At 62.1% G+C, this 24,648-nt stretch carries 21 protein-coding genes and 1 riboswitch; of the genes, 13 read left to right on the top strand and 8 right to left on the bottom strand.

All coding sequences use genetic code 11. The features are described 5' to 3' along the window. Positions 1–27 precede the first annotated feature (27 nt). From NL123_RS28090 to NL123_RS28080, 3 genes are read right to left on the bottom strand one after another with little or no spacing between them, the layout of a single operon-like run. Positions 28–840, bottom strand: a complete 813-nt coding sequence (locus NL123_RS28090; protein ID WP_248485832.1) for an aldo/keto reductase — start codon at positions 838–840, stop codon at positions 28–30. Then, positions 837–2,012, bottom strand: coding sequence for an NAD(P)/FAD-dependent oxidoreductase (locus NL123_RS28085; RefSeq protein WP_494356771.1), 1,176 nt, complete (start codon positions 2,010–2,012; stop codon positions 837–839). Before NL123_RS28085 ends, NL123_RS28090 begins: the two co-directional genes overlap by 4 nt. A gap of 55 nt (positions 2,013–2,067) precedes the next feature. Then, positions 2,068–2,403, bottom strand: coding sequence for a DMT family transporter (locus tag NL123_RS28080; RefSeq protein ID WP_003188013.1), 336 nt, complete (start codon positions 2,401–2,403; stop codon positions 2,068–2,070). 101 nt (positions 2,404–2,504) lie between these two features. On the opposite strand from NL123_RS28080, the gene NL123_RS28075 reads away from it, so the two are divergent. Beyond that, entirely contained in the window at positions 2,505–3,395 is an 891-nt protein-coding gene (locus tag NL123_RS28075; protein ID WP_494356770.1) for a LysR family transcriptional regulator, read from the top strand. A gap of 23 nt (positions 3,396–3,418) precedes the next feature. Further along, the gene (gene waaA / locus NL123_RS28070; RefSeq protein WP_494356769.1) at positions 3,419–4,696 is read left to right on the top strand and encodes a lipid IV(A) 3-deoxy-D-manno-octulosonic acid transferase; all 1,278 of its coding nucleotides are present in this window, start codon (positions 3,419–3,421) and stop codon (positions 4,694–4,696) included. Positions 4,697–4,818: 122 nt separating this feature from the next. Here the strand turns inward: waaA and NL123_RS28065 are convergent, their stop codons facing one another. Then, entirely contained in the window at positions 4,819–6,258 is a 1,440-nt protein-coding gene (locus NL123_RS28065) for a TolC family outer membrane protein (RefSeq protein ID WP_071497183.1), read from the bottom strand. A 196-nt stretch (positions 6,259–6,454) separates the two neighbouring features. After that, positions 6,455–6,560, top strand: a riboswitch (TPP riboswitch). 149 nt (positions 6,561–6,709) lie between these two features. Here NL123_RS28065 and thiC point away from each other — a divergent pair. Together thiC and cytX are read left to right on the top strand one after the other, a co-directional pair. Then, positions 6,710–8,599 (top strand): phosphomethylpyrimidine synthase ThiC, encoded by a 1,890-nt coding sequence (gene thiC, locus NL123_RS28060; RefSeq protein WP_071497184.1) that lies wholly within the window; start codon positions 6,710–6,712, stop codon positions 8,597–8,599. Positions 8,600–8,722: 123 nt separating this feature from the next. Then, on the top strand, positions 8,723–10,015 hold the full coding sequence (cytX, locus tag NL123_RS28055) for a putative hydroxymethylpyrimidine transporter CytX (protein WP_494356768.1): 1,293 nt from the start codon (positions 8,723–8,725) through the stop codon (positions 10,013–10,015). Here cytX and NL123_RS28050 read toward each other — a convergent pair. Beyond that, positions 9,981–10,718, bottom strand: coding sequence for an RsiV family protein (locus NL123_RS28050; RefSeq protein ID WP_494356767.1), 738 nt, complete (start codon positions 10,716–10,718; stop codon positions 9,981–9,983). The two genes, cytX and NL123_RS28050, sit on opposite strands and share 35 nt — an antisense overlap. A 193-nt stretch (positions 10,719–10,911) precedes the next feature. On the opposite strand from NL123_RS28050, the gene NL123_RS28045 reads away from it, so the two are divergent. From NL123_RS28045 to NL123_RS28010, 8 genes are all read left to right on the top strand, one after another. Then, positions 10,912–11,529 (top strand): NUDIX domain-containing protein, encoded by a 618-nt coding sequence (locus NL123_RS28045; RefSeq protein ID WP_248485839.1) that lies wholly within the window; start codon positions 10,912–10,914, stop codon positions 11,527–11,529. After that, entirely contained in the window at positions 11,520–11,969 is a 450-nt protein-coding gene (locus NL123_RS28040) for a DUF1249 domain-containing protein (RefSeq protein ID WP_012721893.1), read from the top strand. The genes NL123_RS28045 and NL123_RS28040 overlap by 10 nt, the downstream gene beginning before the upstream one ends. Positions 11,970–12,066: 97 nt before the next feature. Continuing rightward, complete coding sequence (gene cpdA, locus NL123_RS28035; RefSeq protein WP_248485840.1) at positions 12,067–12,882, top strand: 3',5'-cyclic-AMP phosphodiesterase; 816 nt, start codon at positions 12,067–12,069, stop codon at positions 12,880–12,882. A gap of 184 nt (positions 12,883–13,066) precedes the next feature. Beyond that, positions 13,067–13,675: a YqiA/YcfP family alpha/beta fold hydrolase gene (locus NL123_RS28030; RefSeq protein WP_248485841.1), complete on the top strand. Its 609-nt coding sequence runs from the start codon at positions 13,067–13,069 to the stop codon at positions 13,673–13,675. A 44-nt stretch (positions 13,676–13,719) separates the two neighbouring features. Continuing rightward, positions 13,720–15,624 (top strand): DNA topoisomerase IV subunit B, encoded by a 1,905-nt coding sequence (gene parE, locus NL123_RS28025; protein WP_248485842.1) that lies wholly within the window; start codon positions 13,720–13,722, stop codon positions 15,622–15,624. Then, complete coding sequence (locus NL123_RS28020; protein ID WP_248485843.1) at positions 15,624–16,619, top strand: esterase-like activity of phytase family protein; 996 nt, start codon at positions 15,624–15,626, stop codon at positions 16,617–16,619. Before parE ends, NL123_RS28020 begins: the two co-directional genes overlap by 1 nt. A gap of 73 nt (positions 16,620–16,692) precedes the next feature. Next, positions 16,693–18,957 carry a DNA topoisomerase IV subunit A gene (gene parC, locus NL123_RS28015; protein WP_058423478.1) on the top strand — a complete coding sequence of 755 codons (2,265 nt, stop codon included), beginning with the start codon at positions 16,693–16,695 and terminating at the stop codon, positions 18,955–18,957. 176 nt (positions 18,958–19,133) lie between these two features. Then, positions 19,134–19,844 (top strand): PqiC family protein, encoded by a 711-nt coding sequence (locus tag NL123_RS28010; RefSeq protein WP_248485844.1) that lies wholly within the window; start codon positions 19,134–19,136, stop codon positions 19,842–19,844. A 104-nt stretch (positions 19,845–19,948) separates the two neighbouring features. Here NL123_RS28010 and NL123_RS28005 read toward each other — a convergent pair whose 3' ends face one another. After that, the gene (locus tag NL123_RS28005; protein WP_248485845.1) at positions 19,949–21,436 is read right to left on the bottom strand and encodes an AhpA/YtjB family protein; all 1,488 of its coding nucleotides are present in this window, start codon (positions 21,434–21,436) and stop codon (positions 19,949–19,951) included. A gap of 133 nt (positions 21,437–21,569) precedes the next feature. Between NL123_RS28005 and serB the strand changes: the two genes are divergently transcribed. Beyond that, positions 21,570–22,784 carry a phosphoserine phosphatase SerB gene (gene serB, locus NL123_RS28000; RefSeq protein ID WP_248485846.1) on the top strand — a complete coding sequence of 405 codons (1,215 nt, stop codon included), beginning with the start codon at positions 21,570–21,572 and terminating at the stop codon, positions 22,782–22,784. Positions 22,785–22,927: 143 nt separating this feature from the next. Here the strand turns inward: serB and asd are convergent, their stop codons facing one another. Together asd and NL123_RS27990 are read right to left on the bottom strand one after the other, a co-directional pair. Continuing rightward, the gene (gene asd / locus NL123_RS27995) at positions 22,928–23,788 is read right to left on the bottom strand and encodes an archaetidylserine decarboxylase (RefSeq protein WP_494356766.1); all 861 of its coding nucleotides are present in this window, start codon (positions 23,786–23,788) and stop codon (positions 22,928–22,930) included. Between the two features lie 15 nt (positions 23,789–23,803). Continuing rightward, complete coding sequence (locus NL123_RS27990; RefSeq protein WP_494356765.1) at positions 23,804–24,619, bottom strand: rhodanese-like domain-containing protein; 816 nt, start codon at positions 24,617–24,619, stop codon at positions 23,804–23,806. Between the last annotated feature and the right edge of the window lie 29 nt (positions 24,620–24,648).

Genomic DNA, 24,648 nt, shown 5'->3' with positions numbered 1-24,648 from the left:
GCGACGGGGTCGGCCGCGTCGGCGGCATCAGAGTTGACGAATGACCTGGGCAGCGGTCGCCACGTTATGGGCCAGGTGCAGCGGATTAATGGTCCCGACAATAGCACTGGCAACGCCTGTTTGCGCAAACAACAACATGAAACTGGCGCGAATTGGATCCATTCCAGGCTCCAGGCAAACGTGGCCGCTGGCCAAGGCCTTTTTCACCAGGATGCCCTTGCCGTGGGCCGCCGCATATTCAATGACGGCTTTCTCGGCCTGTTCGTTCAAATTGTAGGTGACCATCGCGCAATCGCCCTGTTCCAGAGCCTTCACGCCACCCTCGACGGTCTTGCCGGAAAAGCCGAAACCACGGATCTTGCCTTCCTGTTTCAGCGCCGCCAGGGTCTGGTAGACCTCGCAGTCATTGAGGATATGCAGGTCGTTACCGTCGGAGTGCACCAGCACCAGGTCGATAAAATCGGTTTCAAGTCGTTTCAAGCTGCGTTCGATCGACATCCGGGTGTGGGCCGCGCTGAAGTCGTGGCTGGACGCGCCATTCTCGAACTCTTCGCCGACTTTGCTGACGATCACCCAGTCTTTGCGCTGGCCGCGCAGCAGCGGCCCCAAGCGTTCTTCGCTCATGCCGTAGGCTGGCGCGGTGTCGATCAGGTTGATGCCCAGTTCGCGGGCCTGGCGCAACAGCATGCGCGCTTCGTCGTCGCCGGGGATCTGGAAGCCGCTGGGGTATTTCACCCCTTGGTCGCGGCCCAGCTTGACGGTGCCCAGGCCCAGTGGCGAGACCATCAGGCCGGTGCTGCCCAGGGGGCGATGAAGGTCGTGCAGGGTAGGCAGGCTCATGGCAACAGTTGCTCCCAGGCAGGCACGCCGATGGCGGGTTTTGGCAGCTCGGGCAGCGGCTCGTCGACGCTTGGGCGGATGCCGTCACGTTCCAGGCTGTTGATCACCCGATCGGCGAAGTCCGGTGCCAACGCCAACTTGGTGGGCCAGCCCACCAGCAGGCGGCCTTGTTCGGCGATGAAGGCATTGTCGGGGCGGGTCAGGCCCGATTGCAGGGGCTCGGCGCGGTCGACGCGCAGGGTCGCCCATTGGGTCTGGCTCATGTCGATCCACGGCAGCAATTGCGCCAGCTCTTTCTGGGCCGTGGCGATCTGTTCCTGCGGCGTGCGCGCCACGCCATCGGCCTCGGCAATATCGCCGCCCATGTACCACACCCAATTGCCATCGGCGGCCGGGTGAGTGGTGACAGTGATGCGCGGCTTGGTGCCGCCGCCCAGGCAGTGGGCATACAGCGGTTTGAGGCCGGGGCCTTTGGCGATGATCATGTGCAATGGACGTTTTTGCATGGCTGGCTGGCTGATGCCCAGCGCGGTCAGCAGATCAGCCGTACCGGCGCCGGCACTCAACACGATGCGCTGGGCGCGGATCTCGCGACCGTCCACCCTCAAGCCCACCAGCGTGTCGCCTTCCAACAAGGGTTCGATGTGCTGGCCAGCGAGCAAACCATCGCCGGCCAGCTGGGCCAGGCGCTCAATCAGGCTTGGCACGTCGATGACCAGCTCCGCCAGGCGATAGACCTTGCCCTTGAAGCGGCGGTCTTGCAGCGCCGGCGGCAAATCGTCGCCCTTGACTTGGTCGACACGGCCACGCACGGCCTTGCTGGCGAAAAAGCTGGTGAGGTTGCCGGCGAGCGTGCCGGGGGACCACAGGTAATGCGCCTCAGACAACAGGCGCACGCCGCGCAGGTCCAGCTCGCCGTTACCCGCCAGTGCTTCGCGCCAGCGGCGCGGCATATCGGCAATGGCTTCGGACGCGCCGGTGATCGCGCCATGCAGGGCGTATTTCGCGCCGCCGTGAATGATCCCCTGGGACTTCACGCTTTGCCCGCCACCCAAGGTGGCGTTTTCCACCACCACCGTGGAAAACCCCTGGCGGCGCAGGCGCGCATTCAGCCAGAGGCCGGCAACCCCGGCGCCGACAATCAGAACGTCGGTGGAAATAACGGATGGCATGGGCGACCTCAGTGTTCAAGACAAGAGGCGCAGTATACAGGCTGTTGAGGAGTGGTCAGTGCCCGGCGGTTTTCGAGAACAGCTGGATCACCACCACGCCCAGCACAATCAGGCCCATCCCCAGCATCGCCGGAACATCCAGCTTCTGCCCGTAGATAAACAACGCCGCGATACTGACCATCACAATGCCCATTCCAGCCCACACCGCGTAGGCCACGCCCACCGGTACGGTGCGCACCACCAGCGTCAGCATCCAGAACGCCACGCCGTAGCCGACGATCACCAGCAGCAGTGGGATGGGCGTGCTCCAGCCCTTGATGGCTTTCATGGAAACCGTGGCGATCACTTCCGAGCAGATGGCGATGGCCAGGTAGTAGTAGGCGGCATTCATGGGGCAGTCCTCGGGTAAAGCGATCAGTTAAGGCTGGCATTCTAGAGTCTTGTCAGATGGGGTAAAGTCATTACCTATCCGAATCAGAGATGGGTTAGGTCATGAGCGTGCAGTGGGATCTGGAACAGATGCGCCTGTTTGTCAGCGTCGCCGAACAGCGTTCGTTTTCAGCGGTGGCGCGCCAGCAGCGCAAGGCTCAGTCGGCGGTCAGCAATGGGATTGCCATGCTGGAGGCGGACCTGGGCGTCAGCCTGTTCGAGCGTAGCAGCGGCCGCCAGCCTCGGCTGACCGCAGCCGGCAGCGTGCTGCTGGAGGAAGCGCGCGAAGTGCTGCGCCAGTGCGAGCGGCTCAATGGCCGGGCACTGTCATTGACCCGTGGCGAGGAAGCTTGCCTGCGCCTGGCCCAGGATGAAGCCATGTTGTTCCAACCGGTGCTCGACAGCCTGGAGGCGTTGGCGGGCCAGTACCCATTGCTGGAGGTGCAGTTGTCCAGCGCGGCCCAGGGTGATGTGGCGCGCAAGCTGGTGGAGCGCAAGGCTGACCTGGGCCTGCTGTTCTATCACGACCAGATCCCCGAAGCCCTGGAGCGGCGCGTGGTTGGCAGCGTGGAGATGGTCACGGTATGCGGGGTGAACCACCCGTTGGCCAAGGAAACCTATGTAACGTGCCAGCACCTGGCGCAGTTCCGCCAGTTGCTGATGTCGACCCAGACCAGTGTCTACCCCGGCAGCGAAGCCGCCAGCCCGCTGGTGTGGCGCGCCGACAGTTTCTACGTGTTGGCCGAATGGCTGATGAGTGGCCTGGGCTGGGCCTGGCTGCCCCGGCATATCGTGCAGTACCCGACCTACCAGCAACAGATGGTCGAACTGGACAGCGAATGGACGCCGCCGGCGCTGGTGGTCGAGTTGGTCTGGCGGCGCGACGAGCATCTGGGGCCGGCGGCGCGCTTCCTGGCCAAACGATTTGCCGAGTGCTTGCAGGCGATCGACTGAAAAAGCCGATAAACTCCGCCGCCATGAATAGAACTCTCTACAGCTGTCTGTTTTACCTGGCGCTGCCCTTGGTGGCTTTACGTCTGTGGCTGCGCGCGCGCAAGGCGCCGGCCTATGCCAAGCGCGTCGGCGAGCGCTTCTCCTATGGCTTGCCGGTGATGCGGCCGGGCGGGATCTGGGTGCACGCCGTGTCGGTGGGCGAAAGCATTGCCGCTGCGCCCATGGTGCGCGGGTTGCTGGAGCGTTATCCGACGCTGCCGATCACCGTCACCTGCATGACGCCGACCGGGTCCGAGCGCATCCAGGCGTTGTTCGCCAATGAACCGCGAATCCAGCACTGCTACTTGCCGTATGACTTGCCGTGCGCGGCCGAGCGTTTCCTGGATCGCGTACAGCCCAAGCTCGCGGTGATCATGGAAACCGAGCTGTGGCCCAATCATATCCATGCCTGCGCCCAGCGCGGGATTCCGGTGGCATTGGCCAATGCGCGTCTGTCGGCGCGTTCGGCCAAGGGCTATGCGCGCTTTGCCAAATTGACAGCGCCGATGTTGGCCGAAATGAGCCTGTTCGCTGTGCAGACGCAAGCCGAAGCGCAGCGCTTCCTGGATTTGGGGGCTCGGCCGGAAACCGTCGAAGTCACCGGCTCGATCAAGTTCGACCTGACCATCGAACCCCAGTTGCCGGTGCGCGCCGCCGCGTTGCGGGAGCAATGGGGCGCCAGCGAGCGCCCGGTGTGGATCGCCGCGAGTACCCATGAGGGTGAAGATGAGGTGGTGCTGGCGGCCCATCGCCAACTGCTCGACAGCTACCCTAACGCGCTGCTGATTCTGGTGCCGCGCCATCAGGAGCGCTTCGGCCCGATGTTCGAGCTGTGCGCACAGCAAGGCTTTGCCACGGTGCGTCGCTCCAGTGGGGAACCCGTCACCGCGAACACATCAGTATTGCTCGGCGACACCATGGGCGAGTTGCTGTTTCTCTATGCGTTGGCTGACAGCGCTTTCGTAGGCGGCAGCCTGGTGGCGACCGGTGGGCACAACCCACTGGAACCGGCGGCGCTGGCCTTGCCGGTGATCATGGGACCACATGTGTTCAACTTCCTCGAAATCACCGCGATGATGCGTGAAGCCGGGGCGTTGCGCGCGGTGGATGACGCAGAAGGGTTGGCCGAAGCCGTGCGCCAGTTGTTCGAACTGCCGCAGGATGCGCGCAAGATGGCGCAGGCGGGGCTCAAGGTGATGCAGGCCAACCAGGGCGCGTTGAAGCGTTTACTGGATGGTTTAGGTCGACTGCTGGCTGACTGAATCATCACCTGACTCAATGTGGGAGGGGGCTTGCCCCCGATGGCGGTATATCAGTCACCTATACGGTGCCTGACACTCTGCTATCGGGGGCAAGCCCCCTCCCACATGGGGTTGCAGTGGATTCAGTTGGCGGGGCGGGCCTTGAGTTGTTCGGCCGCAGCCTTGGCCAGGTCCGGCGGCAGGAAGTCGCGGTCCGGGTTGTAGTCGGCCTTGAGGTAGCGCGCCAGGTCTTGCAGATCGCCTGGGTTCAAGGTGCCCGCGGCCTGCTTCAAGCGCAGGTTGTCGAGGATGTAGTCATAGCGGCTGTTGTTGTAGTTGCGTACCGACGCATAGAGCTGGCGCTGGGAGTCGAGCACATCGACGATATTGCGCGTCCCCACCTGATAGCCGATTTCCGTGGCTTCCACCGCGCTCTGGTTGGAGATGATCGACTGGCGGCGCGCCTGTACCTGCTCCACGTCGGTGTTCACCGCGCGGTGCAGGTTGCGGGTGTTTTCCACCACCTGGCGGCGCAGGCCTTCGCGCTGCTGCTCGGTCTGGCCCAGACGCGAGTAGGACTCACGCACCTGCGAGCTGGTCAGCCCGCCGCTGTAGATCGGGATGCTCAGGCGCAGGCCGATGGTGCGCTGCTCGACATCTCCACGGTACGGCGTGCCGAAGGCATTCGGGTTGCTGAAACCGAGGGCGTCGTTGTCGCCTTTTTCATATTGCGCCACGGCGTCCAGGGTCGGCGCGTGGCCGGCCTTGCGCTGCTTGAGGGTTTCCTCGGCGGCCGTGACCGCATAGTTGCTGGCCAGCAGGTTCAGGTTCTGGCGGCCGGCGGTTTCGACCCAGGCCTTGGCGTCGTTCGGCAGCGGCGGCAACACCGGCAGCGTGTGGACGATGCCCTGGATTGAGTTGTACTGGCGGTTGGTCAGGGTGATCAGCGCTTCGAACGCGTCCTCGACCTGGCGTTGGGCCAGGATGCGGTTGGCGCGGGCGGTGTCGTAGCTGGCCTGGGATTGCAGCACGTCGGTCTTGTCCGACAGGCCCACGTCAAAGCGCTCGTTGGACTGGTCCAGTTGGCGCTTGAACGCATTTTCTTCGGCCTTGGTCGAGGCCAGGTTGTCCTGGGCGCGCAGCACGGCGAAATAGTTTTCGGCGCTCTGCAGGATCAGGTTCTGTTCGGTCGCCGACAGTTGCAACGCGGCCTGCTCATTGGTGGCCTCGGCGGCTTGCAGCTGGAACCAGCGGTCGGCGCGGAACAGCGGCTGGCTAAGGGTGGCGCGCCAGGAGTGCGCATCGCGGTTGGCGGTGGCGGCCGGGGTGTCGATCTGGGTGCGCACGTTGTTGATATCGGCACCGCCGGTCAGGTTCGGCAGCAAGCCGGCACGGGCCTGGGGCACCACTTCCTTTTGCGCGCCGTACTGGGCACGGGCGGCGGCCAGGTCGGCGTTGTTGTCCACCGCTTCCTGGTAGACGCTGACCAAGTCGGTTTTGGCGGACAAGGGCGCTTCAGCTGCCCAGACCATTCCGTTGGTCGCACAAGACACGGCAAGAGCCAGTGAAAGTTTGCGCAGCATGAGGCGATCCCTAGTTTGAATATTACGGTGATAATTTAGCGCCCAAGGCTAAGGCCGGCCATTCCTGGCGTCAAGCATTGTGGCGGCAACCGAGTGTAGTGGTGCTGACTCGGCGCAACAATCCCGCAATCACGCCATTCATCACGCTGAATGCACCGCCATTGGCAATTTGCCCACGGCATGGTCTAGACTGGCCGCGTTCTTGTCGGGGTGCCTTGTTGGAAGGCTGAGATCGGTAAATACCGGATCCCGTTGAACCTGATCAGGTTAGCGCCTGCGTAGGGAACAAGATTTCTCGTCACCCGGCGAGTCCTCTTGTGCTTCGTCCGGGATGTTGTTCGACAATCGAACAGCCCTCGTGCGCCAAGCACAGCACTGGTTCCAGTGCGTCCGTCCGTCACAGGTTCGCTCCGACAAAAATCCACCGCCTGGATAAGTTGGAGAGCCCGTGATGACTACAACATTAAAAAACACCGTGCATTTGAGTGAATCGGCCAAGGTCGACTCCGGCTCCGTGCAGCCGTTTACCCGCTCGCAGAAGATCTACGTGGAAGGCACCCGCCCGGACATTCGTGTACCGATGCGACAAATCAGCCTGGACGTCACCCCCACCGATTTCGGCGGTGAAATCAACGCGCCGGTCACCGTGTATGACACCTCCGGCCCCTACACCGACCCCAACGTGATCATCGACGTGCGCAAAGGCCTGGGCGATGTGCGCTCGCCGTGGATAGAAGTGCGTGGCGACACCGAGCGGCTGCCGGGCCTCAGCTCGCACTTTGGCCAACAGCGCCTCAGTGATGCCGAGCTGACCGCGTTGCGCTTCGCCCACGTGAAGAACCCGCGTCGTGCCAAGGCCGGCGCCAACGTCACGCAGATGCACTACGCGCGCAAAGGCATCATCACCGCCGAGATGGAATACGTCGCCATCCGCGAGAACATGAAGCTCGAAGAAGCCCGCGCCAGTGGCCTGCTCGACCAGCAGCACGCCGGCCACAGCTTTGGCGCCAGCGTGCCGAAGATCATCACCCCGGAATTTGTGCGCGAAGAAATCGCCCGCGGCCGCGCCATCATCCCGGCCAACATCAACCACACCGAACTGGAACCGATGATCATCGGCCGTAACTTCCTGGTGAAGATCAACGGCAACATCGGCAACAGCGCCCTGGGTTCGTCCATCGAAGAAGAAGTGGCCAAACTGACCTGGGGCATTCGCTGGGGTTCGGACACGGTGATGGACCTGTCCACCGGCAAGCACATCCATGAAACCCGTGAGTGGATCATCCGCAACTCGCCGGTGCCGATTGGCACCGTGCCGATCTACCAGGCCCTGGAAAAAGTCGGCGGCGCCGCCGAAGACCTGACCTGGGAGCTGTTCCGCGACACCCTGATCGAACAGGCCGAGCAGGGCGTCGACTACTTCACCATCCACGCCGGTGTATTGCTGCGCTATGTGCCGCTGACCGCCAAGCGCGTTACCGGCATCGTGTCCCGTGGCGGCTCGATCATGGCCAAGTGGTGCCTGGCGCACCACAAAGAGAACTTCACCTACACGCATTTCGACGAAATCTGCGAAATCATGAAGGCCTACGACGTCAGCTTCTCCCTTGGCGATGGCCTGCGCCCGGGTTCAATTGCCGACGCGAACGACGCCGCGCAATTCGGCGAGCTGGAAACCCTCGGCGAACTGACCAAGACCGCCTGGAAGCACGACGTGCAAACCATGATCGAAGGCCCTGGCCACGTGCCGATGCAGTTGATCAAGGAGAACATGGACAAGCAGCTCGAGTGCTGCGACGAGGCACCGTTCTACACCCTCGGCCCGCTGACCACCGACATCGCGCCGGGTTACGACCACATCACCTCCGGCATCGGCGCGGCGATGATCGGCTGGTTCGGTTGCGCCATGCTCTGCTATGTCACGCCCAAGGAGCACCTGGGCCTGCCGAACAAGGATGACGTGAAGACCGGGATCATCACCTACAAGATCGCGGCCCACGCGGCGGACCTCGCCAAAGGCCATCCGGGCGCGCAGATCCGCGATAACGCCTTGAGCAAGGCGCGTTTCGAGTTCCGCTGGGAAGACCAGTTCAACCTCGGCCTGGACCCTGACACCGCGCGTTCCTATCACGACGAAACCCTGCCGAAGGATTCGGCCAAGGTCGCGCACTTCTGCTCGATGTGCGGGCCGAAGTTCTGCTCGATGAAGATCACCCAGGAAGTGCGTGAGTACGCAGCCAACCAGCGCATTGAAGCGGTGGATGTGGACGTGGCCAAGGGCTTGGCGGAGCAGGCGGAGCGGTTCAAGCAGGAAGGCAGCCAGCTCTACAAGAAGGTCTGATTCAAGACGTCTGTACCGGCCTTATCGGGGGCAAGCCCCCTCCCACATGACTCAAACTGTGGGAGGGGGCTTGCCCCCGATAGCGATCCAGCAAACAACAAATGCCCCTCAGAGATAACACCCTTGAGCATTCAACCGAGTACTTACTCCCCCGATATCGCAGTGCCGAGCGACAAAAGAGTCTTCGGCGCCCGCGACCTGTTCTCCCTGTGGTTCTCCCTCGGCATCGGCCTGATGGTCCTGCAGACCGGCGCGTTGCTGGCGCCGGGCCTGGGCTTGTCCGGTTCGTTGCTGGCGATTTTCCTCGGCACCCTGGTCGGCGTCCTGCTGCTGGCCGCTGTCGGCGTGATCGGCAGCGACACCGGCCTGTCCGCCATGGCCGCGCTCAAGCTGAGCCTGGGTGCCAGGGGCGCCAGCCTGCCGGCGCTGCTCAACCTGCTGCAACTGATCGGCTGGGGCTCGTTTGAAATCATCGTGATGCGCGACGCCGCCAGCCTGTTGGGCGCGCGGGCGTTCAGCGACGGCAGCCTGTTGGCCAGTCCATTATTGTGGACGCTGTTCTTTGGTGGCCTGGCGACCTTGCTGGCGGTCAGTGGCCCGCTGACGTTTGTGCGCCAGATCCTGCGCAAGTGGGGGATCTGGCTGCTGCTCGCCGCCTGCCTGTGGCTGACCTGGAACCTGTTCGCCAAAGCCGACCTCGCCGCACTCTGGGCCAAGGCCGGTGACGGTTCGATGCCGTTTGCGGTGGGCTTTGATATCGCGATTGCCATGCCGCTGTCATGGCTGCCGCTGATCGCCGATTACTCGCGCTTCGGCAAGCGCGCCCAAAGCGTGTTCGGCGGCACGGCGCTGGGGTTCTTTATCGGTAATTTCTGGCTGATGAGCCTGGGCGTGGCCTACACCCTGGCGTTTGCGCCGAGCGGTGAGGTGAATGCGCTGTTGCTGGCGTTGGCCGGGGCTGGCCTGGGGATTCCGCTGCTGCTGATCCTGCTGGATGAGTCGGAAAACGCCTTTGCCGATATTCACTCGGCGGCGGTTTCCAGCGGCATGCTGTTGCGCTTGAAGGTCGAGCACCTGGCGCTGGCCATCGGTGTGATCTGCACGCTCATCGCCTGCTTTGCACCGTTGGCCCAATACCAGAACTTCCTGTTGCTGATCGGCTCGGTATTCGCGCCGCTGTTCGGCGTGGTGCTGGTGGATCACTTCATCCTGCGGCGCCGTGGTCAGGGTACTGTCGCCAACCTGCGTTGGCCGGCACTGCTGGCGTGGTTGGGTGGCGTCGTGACGTATCACCTGTTGGCCAATCTGTATCCGGACATCGGCGCGACCCTGCCGGCGCTGGTGCTGGCAGGGCTGTTGCAGTTAATTCTGGCTAAAGCCTTCAGCGGCGTGCAGGCACCAGCTCAGGCTGGATGATGCCGTCCAGGCGTGAGTAGGGAATCTGCAATTCGACGTGGCCCAGGGCGTACGGCGCGATGGTTTTGGTAGGGTACTTGAGGATCACGCCACCATAGGTCAGCGCCACGTTCGGGGTTTTCTGGAAGGGGTAGGTCTTCACATACTCCGGCTCCAGGCTCAGGCGGGTGCTGATCAGCCAGCTGTTGTGGGCCACCTGGGCGGCTTTCCAGAACGCGTCTTCCTTGTCGGGCAGCAGCATGTCGGTCAGGGTCAGGGCCTTTTGCCGCTGGCGCGAATAGTTGATGAATGCGCGGCCCGGCTCGCCGTGGGTGGCGCCCTGGTCCAGGTAGCTGGACAATTCGATGATCACCAAGCCGTCATGCTGTTCACGTACCTTGGCCTGCAAATACATGCTGTTGCGGGGGGCGGCGGTTTTGAGGAATTGCTCGCGATAGGTCTCCAGGCTGGTCGGCAGGGGATCGCTTTGGGTCATTTCCAGCAGGCGCTGTTCAATCAATGCGTCCAGCTTGGGGTCCTTGGCAAAGTGCACGGTGTCGATATTCACCAGCGGGCAATCGGCGCTGGCGCAGCCCGGCTTGCTTTGCTCGGTGGCGTCGCGGGTGGCTTCCAGCGGAGCTTTGTAGCTTGGCTGGAACAGGCTCTGGCACGCGCCGAGGGTCAATGCGATACAGGCCACGGAGGCGATTTTTAAAAGCGACATGTAAGTCCTTCGTCTATCGATAAGAGCGAAATTTGTGCAGCTTCGACTGCCAGCACGGCAGTCAGTTCGCCACTAAGCTGATTAGAGTGTGTTTGACGCCCGCCGTCTATCCCGGCAACTGGAAAGGGGCTGCATCCAGAGGCATGAGCGCGTTAGGATGGCGCCAATTGCGCAGGCTCAACGAGGAAGGGACATGACGGATTCAGCAAAATCGACGCCGAGCACAATCGAGATTGTTCAGCGCGACAATGCCTACCAGGGCTTCTACAAGCTTGATCGCGTACAACTGCGCCATGAGAAGTTCGATGGCGGCATGAGCCGGGTGATCAACCGCGAAGTTTTTGTTCGTCATGATGCCGTGTGCGTGCTGCCCTACGACCCGCAGCGCGATGAAGTGGTGCTGATCGAGCAGTTCCGCGTCGGCGCCATGGGGCGTACCGACAACCCGTGGCTGGTGGAGATGGTCGCCGGCCTGATCGACAAGGATGAAGAGCCGGAGGAGGTTGCACACCGCGAAGCCGAGGAGGAAGCTGGGCTGACATTCTCCGCGCTGTGGCCGATCACCAAGTATTTCCCGTCGCCCGGCGGCAGTACCGAATTTGTCCACTTGTACCTGGGCCGTTGCGACAGCTCGGGCGCAGGCGGCGTCCATGGATTGGAAGAAGAAGCTGAAGATATCCGCGTCACCGTGTGGGCCTTCGAAGATGCCCTGCAAGCGGTACGCGACGGCAAAATTTCCAACGCAGCCAGCATTATCGCCCTGCAATGGCTTGCGCTTAATCGCGCGGAAGTGAGGGGGTTATGGCAGTAAAGGCACGGGAACGTTATCGAGTCGACCTGATCGGGCTGCAAGCCGCCTGCGAGGCCAACTATGCGCGGCTGATGCGCCTGCTGCCCGACATGCGCCATGCCCCCGAGGCACGGCGCATTGGCGTGACCCACGGCGACCAGATGCTCGGCGTGCTGGCCCTGGAAGTGATCGTCAATTGCCCCTACACCACCACCCTGCGCGTGCGCCAGGAACACAGCCTGCCTTGGCTGCCGGTGCCGCAGTTGGAAGTCCAGGTGTACCACGACGCGCGCATGGCCGAAGTGATCAGCGCCGAACATGCGCGGCGCTTTCGCAGCATCTATCCTTACCCCAACGTGTTCATGCACCAGCCCGATGAGAAAGCACAGCTGAATGTGTTCCTCGGTGAATGGTTGAGCCACTGCCTGGCCCTGGGCCATGAGTTCGAAGCCGTGCGGTAGATGTGAACTGCGTCCGCTTCCTGGGTTTCCTCTTTGTGTCCTGCCCCAGCATAATCACGCCAAACGTCCATTCCTGCGATTGCCTTGGGAGAGCGCCTTGCCGAGCGTATCCACCGTGAGCCCCGATGCACCGGCCTTGCTGGTGCAACTGTCCGACAGCCACCTGTTTGCCGAGGCCGATGGCACGCTGTTGGGCATGAACACCCGTGACAGCCTGCAAAGGGTGATCGAGTTGGTGCGTGCGCAGCAGCCACGCATTGATCTGGTGTTGGCCACCGGGGATCTTTCCCAGGACGGCACATTGGAGTCGTATCAGCAGTTTCGCGATATGACGGCGCCCATCGGCGCCCCGACGCGCTGGATTCCCGGCAATCACGACGAGCCGCAGATCATGGCCCACGCCGCGGTGCACAGCGATTTGCTGGAGCCGGTGGTCGATGTCGGCCAGTGGCGCATCACCCTGCTGGACTCCGCCGTACCCGGTTCGGTGCCCGGTTACTTGCAGGACAGCCAATTGCAACTGCTCGCCCAGGCCCTGAGCGAGGCGCCAAACCGTCACCACCTGGTGTGCTTCCACCATCATCCGGTGTCCATCGGTTGCGCCTGGATGGAACCCATTGGCCTGCGCAACCCAGAGGCCCTGTTTGCCGTGCTCGACCGTTTCCCGCAGGTAAGGGCGGTACTGTGGGGGCATGTGCACCAGGAAATCGACCGCGAGCGCAACGGCGTGCGCCTGCTGGCGTCGCCGTCCACCTGCATCCAGTTCGCGCCGGGCAGCGAGGATTTCAAGGTCAGTGAGCAAGCACCGGGCTACCGCTGGCTGCGCCTGCATGCCGACGGACGGTTGGAAACTGGCGTAGAGCGGGTCCAGGGCTTCGAATTTACCGTGGACTACGGCAGCAACGGCTATTAACTGTGGGAGGGGGCTTGCCCCCGATGGCGGTGGATCAGTCACATCTAACCGTGCCTGACACTCCGCTATCGGGGGCAAGCCCCCTCCCACATTGGATCTTCGGTGTATTGAGGGCTGAGGTCATCACACACGGCCCCGATCCCTGTAAACTGCGCCTCTTTGGCTGAGTCATGGAGAGCCCGGCATGTCCGCTTCGATCCTGTATATCCACGGTTTCAACAGTGCGCCCGCGTCCAACAAGGCCACTCAGTTGATCACCGTGATGGGCGCCATCGGCCTGGCTGATCAACTGCGTGTACCGGCCCTGCACCACCATCCCCGTCAGGCGATTCCTCAACTGGAAGCCGCGATTGCCGAACTGGGTCGGCCACTGCTGGTCGGCAGCTCACTCGGCGGCTACTATGCAACCCATCTTGCCGAACGCCATGGCCTCAAGGCATTGCTGGTGAACCCGGCGGTCAGTCCCCATCGGATGTTCGACGGTTACCTGGGCACCCAGAAGAACCTCTACACCGATGAAACCTGGGAACTCACCCACGACCACGTGACGGCCCTGGCCGAGCTGGAAGTACCGGCGCCCCAGGACGCCGCGCGGTATCAGGTGTGGTTGCAGACCGGGGATGAAACCCTGGACTATCGCCTCGCCCAGCAGTATTACCGAGCCTGTGCCTTGCGCATCCAGGCCGGCGGCGACCATGGTTACCAGGGGTTCGCCCGGCAATTACCGGCAATGTTGAGCTTTGCCGGCATTGGCGCAGATCAGTATCAATCCTTCGACTTTGCTGCACTGTAAAGTCGCAGGTCATTTTTTAATCGAACGACTCACGACGAGACCCCATGGCCACTCCCAGCGCTAGCTCTTATAACGCCGACGCCATCGAAGTCCTCTCGGGCCTCGACCCGGTGCGCAAACGCCCCGGCATGTACACCGACACCAGTCGGCCGAACCACCTTGCCCAGGAAGTCATCGACAACAGTGTCGACGAAGCCTTGGCCGGGCACGCCAAGTCGGTGCATGTCATTCTTCACGCTGACCACTCCCTGGAAGTGTCCGACGATGGTCGCGGCATGCCGGTGGACATCCACCCGGAAGAGGGCGTGTCGGGCGTCGAGCTGATCCTCACCAAGCTCCATGCGGGTGGCAAGTTCTCCAACAAGAACTACCAGTTCTCCGGTGGTCTGCACGGTGTGGGTATTTCCGTGGTCAACGCCTTGTCCACGCTGGTGCGGGTCAAGGTCAAGCGTGACGGCAACGAGTACCAGATGACCTTCGCCGATGGCTACAAAGCCACCGACCTGGAAGTGATCGGCACCGTTGGCAAGCGCAACACCGGCACCAGCGTGTACTTCGCGCCGGACCCGAAATACTTCGATTCGCCGAAATTCTCCATCAGCCGCCTCAAGCATGTGCTCAAGGCCAAGGCCGTGCTGTGCCCTGGCCTGCTGGTGACCTTTGAAGACAAAGGCACCGGCGAGAAGGTCGAGTGGCATTACGAAGACGGCCTGCGTTCGTACCTGGAAGACTCCGTCAGCGACTTCGAACGCCTACCCAACGAGCCGTTCTGCGGCAGCCTGGCCGGTAATAAAGAAGCCGTGGACTGGGCGCTGCTGTGGTTGCCTGAGGGTGGCGACAGCGTGCAGGAAAGCTACGTCAACCTGATCCCCACGGCTCAGGGCGGCACCCACGTCAACGGTTTGCGTCAGGGCCTGCTCGATGCCATGCGCGAATTCTGCGAATACCGCAGCCTGCTGCCACGCGGCGTGAAGCTGGCGCCGGAAGACGTGTGGGAGCGCATTGCGTTCGTGCTGTCGATGAAGATGCAAGAGCCGCAATTCTCCGGCCAGACCAAAGAGCGCCTGTCCTCCCGTGAAGCGGCGGCGTTTGTCTCCGGTGTGGTCAAGGATGCATTCAGCCTGTGGCTCAACGAGCACCCTGAACTGGGCCTGGCCCTGGCCGAACTGGCAATCAACAACGCCGGCCGTCGCTTGAAGGCCAGCAAGAAAGTCGAGCGCAAGCGCATCACCCAAGGCCCGGCGTTGCCTGGCAAACTGGCCGATTGCGCCGGACAGGACCCGATGCGCTCCGAGCTGTTCCTGGTGGAAGGTGACTCCGCCGGCGGTTCCGCCAAGCAAGCGCGGGACAAGGAATTCCAGGCGATCCTGCCGTTGCGCGGCAAGATCCTCAACACCTGGGAAGTCGATGGCAGCGAAGTCCTTGCCAGCCAGGAAGTGCACAACATCGCCGTGGCCATTGGTGTAGACCCGGGCGCAGCGGACATGAGCCAGTTGCGCTACGGCAAGATCTGCATCCTCGCCGACGCCGACTCCGATGGTTTGCACATTGCCACGCTGCTCTGCGCGTTGTTCGTGCAGCACTTCCGCCCGCTGGTGGATGCTGGCCACGTCTACGTCGCCATGCCGCCGCTGTACCGGATCGACCTGGGCAAGGAGATTTTCTACGCCCTGGACGAAGCCGAGCGCGATGGCATTCTCGACCGCCTGGTAGCCGAGAAAAAACGCGGCAAACCGCAGGTCACGCGATTCAAAGGCCTGGGTGAAATGAACCCGCCGCAACTGCGCGAAACCACCATGGACCCGAACACCCGGCGCCTGGTGCAGCTGACCTTGGACGACTTCGCAGCCACCTCGGAAATGATGGACATGCTGCTGGCGAAGAAACGCGCGCCGGACCGCAAGTCCTGGCTGGAATCCAAAGGCAACCTGGCCGAGGTTCTGGGCTGATGCGCACAGGTTTCGCCCTGGCGATCCTGATATTGAGCAGTTTGGCGGCCACCCAGGTGGCTGCCGCGCCTGCGGTCGAGCTCAAACTGGTGTCTGAACACCCGGTGGATGGCATGCGTGGCGGCAACCTGTCGGGCCTGGCGTTGTGCGGCAACGAGTTGTGGACGGTTTCCGACCGTGATGACGACCAGATCTACCGCCTGGACATCAGCGCACCGACCTGGAAGGCTGAAACGGTAAAGATCGACGTGCCACCGGTGCCCGAGTCCGGCTTGCCGTGGGGGTTGCGTTCACGTACCAAGGCCGCGTCTTTCATTCGCGGTGGCGACCTGGATTTTGAAGGGATCACCTGCGATGCCGCCGGTAACCGCTACATTGTCAGCGAAGCCCATGCGGCGGTGCTGCAAGTGCCGGTGACGGGCGCGCCTGAGTGGTTGAAGATCGCACCCAGCATGGTGCGTGAAGCGCGGGCCAGCGGTATGTTGCTGCACTTCAATGCATTGTTTGAAGGCCTGGCGATCAACCCCGAAGGCAACCAGATCTGGCTGGCGGCTGAGCGTGAACGGCGTGGCCTGATTTCCATCAAGCGTCCGCAAAGCCTGTGGGACTGTGACGGCCCCTGCGTCTTGCTGAGCGAAGCCGGCCAGGAAGTGCAACCAGCCCAGTTCCCGAACGCCAAGGCGGTGTCCAAGGATTTTGCCGATCTGGCGCTGTTCAACGGCAAGCTGTTTACCCTGGAACGCAATGCGTTCCAGATTTGCCGGCGTGACGCGATTACGGCCAAGGTTGAGCTGTGCTGGTCGTTTGCCGACGAGACCCTGACGCCTGAGCGGCGTTACCCCCAGCCTTATGGCCTGGCGGAAGCTCTGGTGGTGGATGCCGACGGTGCCTGGCTGGGCATCGACAACAATTTCGGCCCGCGTGCCGATGGTGAAAAACGCCCCATGGTCTATCGTTTTGCCGCCCCTGCCGGTGGCTGGAGCGCCAAGCCATGAGCCGATATTTTTTTGAATTGACCCGGCGCCGTGGCATTTCCGCTGCGCCATACCCAAGCATGATGAGGCCCGCATGAGTGACATCCTCGCAGACAGCTTAGACGGCGTAGAACGCCGGTCGCTGGCTGACTTCACCGAAAATGCCTACCTCAACTACTCCATGTACGTGATCATGGACCGTGCCTTGCCGCATATCGGCGATGGCCTGAAGCCCGTACAACGGCGCATCATCTATGCCATGAGTGAGTTGGGCCTGGACGCCGATTCCAAGCACAAGAAATCGGCGCGTACCGTCGGTGACGTACTCGGTAAGTTCCACCCCCACGGCGACTCGGCGTGCTACGAAGCCATGGTGCTGATGGCCCAACCGTTCAGCTATCGCTACACACTGGTGGACGGCCAGGGTAACTGGGGTGCGCCAGATGATCCCAAGTCCTTCGCAGCCATGCGATACACCGAAGCGCGCCTCTCGCGTTACTCGGAAGTGTTGCTGAGCGAGTTGGGGCAGGGCACCGCCGACTGGGGACCGAACTTCGACGGCACGCTTGACGAGCCGCTGGTGTTGCCGGCACGTTTGCCGAATATCCTGCTCAATGGCACCACCGGTATTGCGGTGGGCATGGCCACTGACGTACCGCCGCACAACCTGCGTGAGGTCGCCACGGCCTGCGTACGTTTGCTGGATGAGCCCAAAGCCACGGTGGAGCAGCTCTGCGAGCATATCCAGGGCCCGGACTATCCGACCGAAGCGGAAATCATCACACCGCGCGCCGACCTGCTGAAAATGTACGAAACCGGCAAGGGCTCGGTACGCATGCGCGCCGTGTACCACATCGAGGATGGCGACATTATCGTCACCGCGCTGCCGCACCAGGTGTCCGGCGCCAAGGTGCTGGAGCAGATCGCCGCGCTGATGCAGGCCAAACCGTCGAAACTGCCGCAGGTTGCCGACCTGCGTGACGAATCCGACCACGAAAACCCCTGCCGCATCGTGATCATCCCGACCAACAGCCGGGTCGACCACGAAGTGTTGATGCAGCATCTGTTTGCCAGCACGGACCTGGAGTCCAGCTATCGGGTCAACGTCAACATCATCGGCCTGGACGGCAAGCCGCAGTTGAAGAACCTGCGCAACCTGCTGGTGGAGTGGCTGGAGTTCCGGGTGCAGACCGTGCGTCGCCGCCTGCAATTCCGCCTCGATAAGGTCGAGCGCCGCCTGCACCTGTTGGACGGCTTGCTGATCGCCTACCTCAATCTGGATGAAGTGATCCACATCATCCGTACCGCCGAGCACCCGAAAGCCGAGCTGATCGCGCGGTTTGAGCTGAGCGAGATCCAGGCGGACTACATCCTCGACACCCGCTTGCGTCAATTGGCGCGACTGGAAGAAATGAAACTGCGCGACGAACAGGACGCGCTGCTCAAGGAACAAGCCAAGCTGCAAGCTCTGCTGGGCAGCGAAGCCAAGCTGAAAAAGCTGGTGCGCAGCGAGCTGATCAAAGACGCCGAAACCTACGGCGACGACCGTCGTTCGCCAATTGTGCAGCGTGCCGAGGCGAAAGCCCTGACAGAAACCGAGCTGCTGCCAAACGAGAAAATTACGGTCGTTCTGTCGGAAAAGGGTTGGGTTCGATCCGCCAAGGGGCATGATATTGACGCCACCGGTTTGTCGTACAAGGCCGGCGACGGGTTCAAGACCGCTGCGGCCGGGCGTTCCAACCAGTTTGCGGTGTTTATCGACTCCACCGGGCGCAGTTATTCGGTGCCGGCTCACACCTTGCCATCCGCACGGGGGCAGGGCGAGCCGTTGACCGGGCGCCTGACGCCGCCACCTGGGGCGAATTTCGAATGTGTGCTGCTGCCGGACGATGATGCGCTATACGTGATCGCGTCCGACGCGGGTTATGGGTTCGTGGTCAAGGGTGAAGACCTGCAGGCCAAGAACAAGGCGGGCAAGGCTTTGCTGAGCTTGCCCAACAACGCCAAGGTGATCCTGCCGCGGCCGGTGGATGATCGTGAAAGCAACTGGCTGGCGTCGGTGACCACCGAAGGGCGCTTGCTGGTGTTCAAGATCAGCGACCTGCCGCAGCTGGGCAAAGGTAAGGGCAACAAGATCATCGGTATTCCCGGCGAGCGGGTGGCCAGTCGCGAAGAGTACGTGACCGACATCGCGGTGATCCCGGAAGGCGCGACCCTGGTGCTTCAAGCCGGCAAGCGCACCTTGTCGCTGCGTCCTGATGACCTGGAGCATTACAAGGGAGAACGTGGTCGGCGTGGCAACAAACTGCCTCGAGGCTTCCAGCGAGTGGATGCCCTGCTGGTAGAAGCGCCGGTTTAACGCGTTTTAGAGCTCTCGATCTACGATTTAACGCGTAGATCGACGCTTTGGCGCTGGAGTCATGGCGCATATTCACGGATGATATGGCCTTTCCAGCGCCGGCGTGGCCGAGCGTGTTTAGGTTATTTTTAGTATTACATTGTGGTTTGCCTTGTGGCAGCCACCTGGATGGGATGATGACTGCTCCACGCCTTCCTTTTATTTTCATGCTCGCTGGCCTTTTGGGGTTGGCGGGTTGCAGCACCCATCAACCGGTGTCGCTGTACCAGCTGGACAGCGGAAGTCCGGCTCAACCTGCACAGACCGCCGGCATGGCCGTTTTGCTCGGCCCGGTGGTCGTAGCCGACTACCTGCAACGCGAAACCCTCCTGCAACGTCAGAACGATGGAAGCCTGCAAGGTTCCACCGATGGTCGTTGGGCGGGGAGTTTGTCCTCTGATATCAACCAGTTGATGTTGCGCCAGGTGGCGGGTCAGTTGGACAGCCAGCGTGTGGTCCTCGCGCCTGCACCCACCGGTTTTACCCCGGATGTGCAGGTGTTGCTGACCATTACCCGGCTCGACTCCGGTGCGTCGCAACCGGCAATCCTCGACGCACAATGGCGTTTGATCGACCGTCGTGGCCAGGTGCGCGATAACCGCATCGTGCATTTGCAGGAACAGCACACCGGCTCCACTGCGTCCCAGGTCCAGGCCCAGGGCGTGCTGTTGCAGCATTTGGCGCAGCAGTTGTCGGTGGCGCTCAAGCCATTGGCCAACCAGCCGCCGATTGCCGAAGCGCCGCGCAAGCAGAGCGCCCCGGCGCAGGCCAAGCCGGCCGCTCCGGAAAAGCCGAAGATGCCAATGGCGACGCCGATCCGTACGGATATGGAAGTGTTCAGGTTCTGATCTGAATCGCGCACAAACAAAAGGCCCGCTGAGTAAGCGGGCCTTTTTGTTTGTGCGCAATTTGAGCCAGGCTGCGGACCCAATGTGGGAGGGGGCCTACCGTTTTATTTGGTGCGGGTCTCATGCATCCGCGCCAACTGCCGCTCCAGCATCGACGGATAGGGCTCCATCAACCGCTCCACACAACTGGCACCCTCAGGGCTGGCAATCGGGCGGATACGTGCGCGTTGGCGGATCAGCGTGTCTTCACTGATCTTGCGCTCCACCAGCAGCAGGTTGCGGCTGTGTTGGGACAAGGCCAGGGCATCCTGGGCGATCTCGGTGAGCAACAGGTCGATCTGGCTTATGCCGAACAGATCGTCGCCCACTGTCAGGCCAAGCTGCAGTTGCAGGGTAATGCCGCTGTCTGCCACTTCGATCTGCAGTTCATGACCCAGGGCGCGCAGCAGTTCGCCGCAGCAAATGGCGTTGGTCAGGTAGTCTTCACCACTGTCTTCGCTGTGGAACAGCATCAGCGTGCTGCCATCGTTCAGAGTGTGCAGTTCGCTCTGGTACAACGAGGCGGCCTGGTCGAGGCAGTCACGGTAGCGTTCCAGCAATTCGGTCAGGCGTGCGCGTGGCAGGCGACGCAGTTGATCCTGCGCACCCAGTTGCACCGCCAGAACGGCGCTGTACTGCGGTTCCGCACTCTTTACCGGAGCCGGTTTGGCGGCGACGGCCGGCGCGCTGGCCGAGGTGTCGCGCAGGTCGGCGAACGGGTCTTCGTCGTCCAGCTCGTCTTCTTCAGCTTTGAACGCCTGGCGGGTGGCAGGTTTTAGGCCCGCTACCGGCGCGTCTCCCACTTCAAACTCAGGCTCATCGTCGAACTCAGGTTCTGGCTCAATCTCGCGCACCACCGGTTCCGGGGCGAAGCTGGCGTGAAGTTGGCGAGCGAGGTCGCCTATTTCGTCCTGGCGATCAGTGGCCGGGGTATGTTCGTCGATGTCCCGCAGCCAGATGCGCAGTTGCATCAAGGGCGTAGAGATATGCCGTCCCAGGCGCAGGCTCAGGGCCAGGGCCAATGCCAGCAGGATCGCGCTGAGAATGCCCATGCTTTGCAGGCTGATGGTCATCGGCTGCTGGAATTGCTGCATGTCGAGGCTGATGCGCAGTTGGCCGGCCTTCACATCCTGAAAGGTGATATTGCTCGAATACAGGCCTTCGGCCTCACCCAGCAGGCCGTTTTTCGGGCGTTGCCCGGCTTCGGCCATGATCCGGTTGTCCACGCTGTAGATGGCGGCGTGGGCCACCAGCGGGTTCTTGGTCAGGTTGTTGAGCAGCACGTTGAGGCTGAGGATGTCGTTGGACACCAGCAACTCAGTCGCCGAGGTGGCGGTCTGTGTGGTCAGGCTCTCGCCCAGGGCGTCGGCTTGTTCGTGCATGGCCTGTTTGAACTGCAATCCCATCACGCAGGCATAGATCACCAGGGCCAGGGCGACCAGGATCACGTTATGGCTGGCGATGCGTAATGCGATCGGTACACGGCGGTGGCGCAGTGCCCGGAAGATCAGCAGGAAGAAGTTATCGGTTTTTACTGGCGTGGGCCGGTTCACTTGCGCTCGGCTCTTGGTCCGTGAAGTTGACGCGCAGTATAGCGACAGCCCCATGACCGGCAAAGCGCTGGCTGTGCCCGATGGTCACTGAAAGTGGGTAGAATGCGGTTTTTTTCCAGCCTGGGGGTGCGCCTTGCGCGAAATTGTCCTGATTAACATCACTGGGGAAGACCGCCCGGGTCTGACCGCAGCCATTACCGGCGTTCTGGCCCAGGGTGGTGTGAACATTCTCGACATCGGCCAGGCGGTGATCCACGACACCTTGTCGTTCGGCATCCTGGTCGAGATCCCGAGCACCGAGCAGGCGTCTTCGGTGCTCAAGGACATCCTGTTTACGGCGTACAAGCTGGACCAACAGGTGCGTTTCACCCCGGTGTCCGAAGCCGATTACCAGCAATGGGTGGCCGGCCAGGGCAAAAAACGCCACATCGTCACGCTGCTGACCCGCAAGGTCACCGCCGAGCAACTGCAGCGTGTCAGCTCCATTACCGCGCAATATGGCCTGAATATCGACCATATCGACCGTTTGTCGGGTCGTATGCCATTGGACACGCCGGCCGACAAGGGCAAGGGCTGCATCGAGTTCTCCGTGCGCGGCGAACCGGCCGACCCGCAGGCCCTGCGTGCCGAGTTCCTCAGCGTGGCCCAGGAGCTGAACGTCGATATCGCCTTCCAGGAAGACTCACTGTTCCGCCGCAACCGCCGCCTGGCAGTGTTCGACATGGACTCGACGCTGATCGAGGCTGAGGTCATCGACGAGCTGGCCAAGGCTGCGGGTGTTGGCGAGCAGGTCTCGGAAATCACCGAGCGCGCCATGGCCGGTGAACTCGACTTCCGCGCCAGCTTCAAGGAGCGCCTGGCGCTGCTCAAGGGCCTGGACGTGAGCGTGCTGGACGCCATCGGCGCTTCCCTGCGCCTGACCGAAGGTGCAGAGACCCTGTTCGCCGAGCTCAAGCGCCTCGGTTACAAGACCGCCATCCTGTCGGGCGGCTTCACCTATTTCGCCAAGCAATTGCAGGCTAAATTAGGCATCGACTATGTGTTCGCCAATGAGCTGGAAGTGGTGGATGGCAAGGTGACCGGTGTGGCGGTGGAGCCGATTGTCGACGCGCAGCGCAAAGCGGATCTGCTCAAGGAATTGGCTCACAAGGAAGGGTTGCGTCTGGAGCAGACTATTGCGGTCGGCGACGGTGCGAATGACTTGCCGATGTTGGCAATCGCGGGGTTGGGCGTGGCGTTCCGGGCCAAACCGTTGGTGAAGCAGTCGGCCAAGCAGGCGATTTCGACGCTGGGGCTGGACGGTGTGTTGTATCTGCTGGGCTTTCGCGATCGCGACGGTCAGCTGTAACTCGATCTCACAGTAGGAATACAGTTAAAAATGTGGGAGGGGGCTTGCCCCCGATAGCAGAGTGTCAGCAAGCACATGTTTCAGCTGATACACCGCAATCGGGGGCAAGCCCCCTCCCACATTTGACCTTCACTGAATTCAAATCAGGCTTTCGGCAGTGCGATGCCTTGGCCCATCTGCACCGGCGTCCCCGCCGCCAGTTCTTCTGCCCACTTCACCTGATCCGGCCCGAACAGCACAATCGCCGTCGAGCCCAGCTTGAAGCGACCCAACTCGGCACCTTTTTCCAGGTGGATCGGCGCACGTGCAGCTTCGTCGTAGCGGAAGGTTTTCAGCTCACGCTTCGGCGGTGTCACCAGCCCGGCCCACACGGTTTCAATCGACGCCACAATCATCGCGCCCACCAATACCACGGCCATCGGGCCGCGTTCGGTGTCGAAGATGCAGGCAACGCGCTCGTTACGTGCAAACAACTCGGGTACGTTTTCAGCGGTGGTCTGGTTGACCGAAAAGATGCGTCCAGGAATGTAGACCATCTCGCGCAGCGTGCCGGCCAACGGCATGTGCACGCGGTGGTAGTCCTTCGGCGAGAGGTAGATAGTGGCGAAATCACCGCCCATGAACGGCGCCGCTACGGCTGCATCGCCACCCAGCAGTTCCAGCACGCTGAAGCTGTGGCCTTTGGCCTGGAACACGCGGCCATGTTCGATCGGACCCAACTGGCTGACCGCACCATCGGCTGGGCTCAGCACCGCGCCTGGGGTTTGATCCAGCGGGCGGGCGCCGTCTTTCAGGGCACGGGTGAAGAAGGCGTTGAAGTGCTCGTAAGCGGTGACGTCTTCTACCAGGGCCTGGGACATGTCCACTTGATAGCGCTTGGCAAACCAGGCGGTGAAGGCATTCTTGAACCAGCGCACGCGGCACTCGGCGACACAACCTGCCAGGCGCGACAGCAAGTGGTGCGGCAGCAAGTATTGGCTGAGGATAAACAACTGCTTTTTCATAACTGTCCTTAAACCTTAAATCTCGACGGGGGTGTCGGGGTGGTTGCCCCATTCGCCCCAGGAACCGGCATAACCTTTGACTCGCGGATAACCGAGCGCCTTGGCCACCAGGTAGGTGAAGCCAGAGCGGTGGTGAGTCTGGCAGTGAGTGATGATTTCTTTATCTTTGGTCAATCCGAGGTCTTCGAGAATCTGCGGCATGTCACGGCGGATACGCAGGTTGCGTGCCTTGTCCATACCCGCGGTCCATTCGAAGTTGACCGCGCCGGGGATATGCCCGCCTTTGGCAGCGAGGACCTTCTCGCCGGAGTATTCCAGCGGCCCGCGAGCATCCCAGATGCCCAGGTCGGCAGCACCCAGGCGGCTTTGCAGGTATTCACGCGTGGCGGTGGGGCCTTCGTGCAGCGTGAGGCTGACCGGGCCACCGACAGGCGCGGGCACGTCGGTGGAGACCGGGTGGTGTTCTTCCAGCCAGGCCAGCAGGCCGCCATCCAGGTAGTGGTATTTCTGGTGGCCGATCACGTCGAGCATCCAGATAAAGCGCCCGGACCAGCCGCCGCCTTCGTCGTCATAGACCACGTAGGTTGCATCCGGGGTGTGGCCCAGTTCGCCGAACAGTTTTTCCAGGTCCGCCTTGCTGGGCAGCAGGCCGGGCGCCGGCGGCTGGCCCAGTTGGGTGCGCTTGGGGTCAACGAAATGCGCGCCGGGGATATGCCCTTCGGCGTAGCGGGCAGCGCTGGTGAGGTCCACCAGAATCAGGTGTTCGGCACCGAGGCGACCAATCAGGTCGCTGGACTCGATCACCAGCGGCAAGCCAGAGAAGTCAGGCATGTGAGGTCTCCTGGGCACAAATGTTGGCG

This window comes from Pseudomonas sp. FBCC-B1565 (assembly GCF_059133265.1).
Note: the sequence above shows the minus strand (reverse complement) of the source record. Positions and strands in the feature narration are given on the sequence as shown.

Excerpts from the sequence above, each read along its gene's own strand:
- NL123_RS28090 (WP_248485832.1), bottom strand. The coding sequence starts at position 840 with ATGAGCCTGCCTACCCTGCACGACCTTCATCGCCCCCTGGGCAGCACC.
- NL123_RS28050 (WP_494356767.1), bottom strand. The coding sequence starts at position 10,718 with ATGTCGCTTTTAAAAATCGCCTCCGTGGCCTGTATCGCATTGACCCTC.
- NL123_RS27990 (WP_494356765.1), bottom strand. The coding sequence starts at position 24,619 with ATGCCTGACTTCTCTGGCTTGCCGCTGGTGATCGAGTCCAGCGACCTG.
- parE (WP_248485842.1), top strand. The coding sequence starts at position 13,720 with ATGGCCACTCCCAGCGCTAGCTCTTATAACGCCGACGCCATCGAAGTC.
- asd (WP_494356766.1), bottom strand. The coding sequence starts at position 23,788 with ATGAAAAAGCAGTTGTTTATCCTCAGCCAATACTTGCTGCCGCACCAC.
- NL123_RS28010 (WP_248485844.1), top strand. The coding sequence starts at position 19,134 with ATGACTGCTCCACGCCTTCCTTTTATTTTCATGCTCGCTGGCCTTTTG.
- thiC (WP_071497184.1), top strand. The coding sequence starts at position 6,710 with ATGACTACAACATTAAAAAACACCGTGCATTTGAGTGAATCGGCCAAG.
- NL123_RS28080 (WP_003188013.1), bottom strand. The coding sequence starts at position 2,403 with ATGAATGCCGCCTACTACTACCTGGCCATCGCCATCTGCTCGGAAGTG.
- NL123_RS28075 (WP_494356770.1), top strand. The coding sequence starts at position 2,505 with ATGAGCGTGCAGTGGGATCTGGAACAGATGCGCCTGTTTGTCAGCGTC.
- NL123_RS28020 (WP_248485843.1), top strand. The coding sequence starts at position 15,624 with ATGCGCACAGGTTTCGCCCTGGCGATCCTGATATTGAGCAGTTTGGCG.
- NL123_RS28045 (WP_248485839.1), top strand. The coding sequence starts at position 10,912 with ATGACGGATTCAGCAAAATCGACGCCGAGCACAATCGAGATTGTTCAG.
- NL123_RS28065 (WP_071497183.1), bottom strand. The coding sequence starts at position 6,258 with ATGCTGCGCAAACTTTCACTGGCTCTTGCCGTGTCTTGTGCGACCAAC.
- waaA (WP_494356769.1), top strand. The coding sequence starts at position 3,419 with ATGAATAGAACTCTCTACAGCTGTCTGTTTTACCTGGCGCTGCCCTTG.
- NL123_RS28085 (WP_494356771.1), bottom strand. The coding sequence starts at position 2,012 with ATGCCATCCGTTATTTCCACCGACGTTCTGATTGTCGGCGCCGGGGTT.
- NL123_RS28030 (WP_248485841.1), top strand. The coding sequence starts at position 13,067 with ATGTCCGCTTCGATCCTGTATATCCACGGTTTCAACAGTGCGCCCGCG.
- parC (WP_058423478.1), top strand. The coding sequence starts at position 16,693 with ATGAGTGACATCCTCGCAGACAGCTTAGACGGCGTAGAACGCCGGTCG.
- NL123_RS28040 (WP_012721893.1), top strand. The coding sequence starts at position 11,520 with ATGGCAGTAAAGGCACGGGAACGTTATCGAGTCGACCTGATCGGGCTG.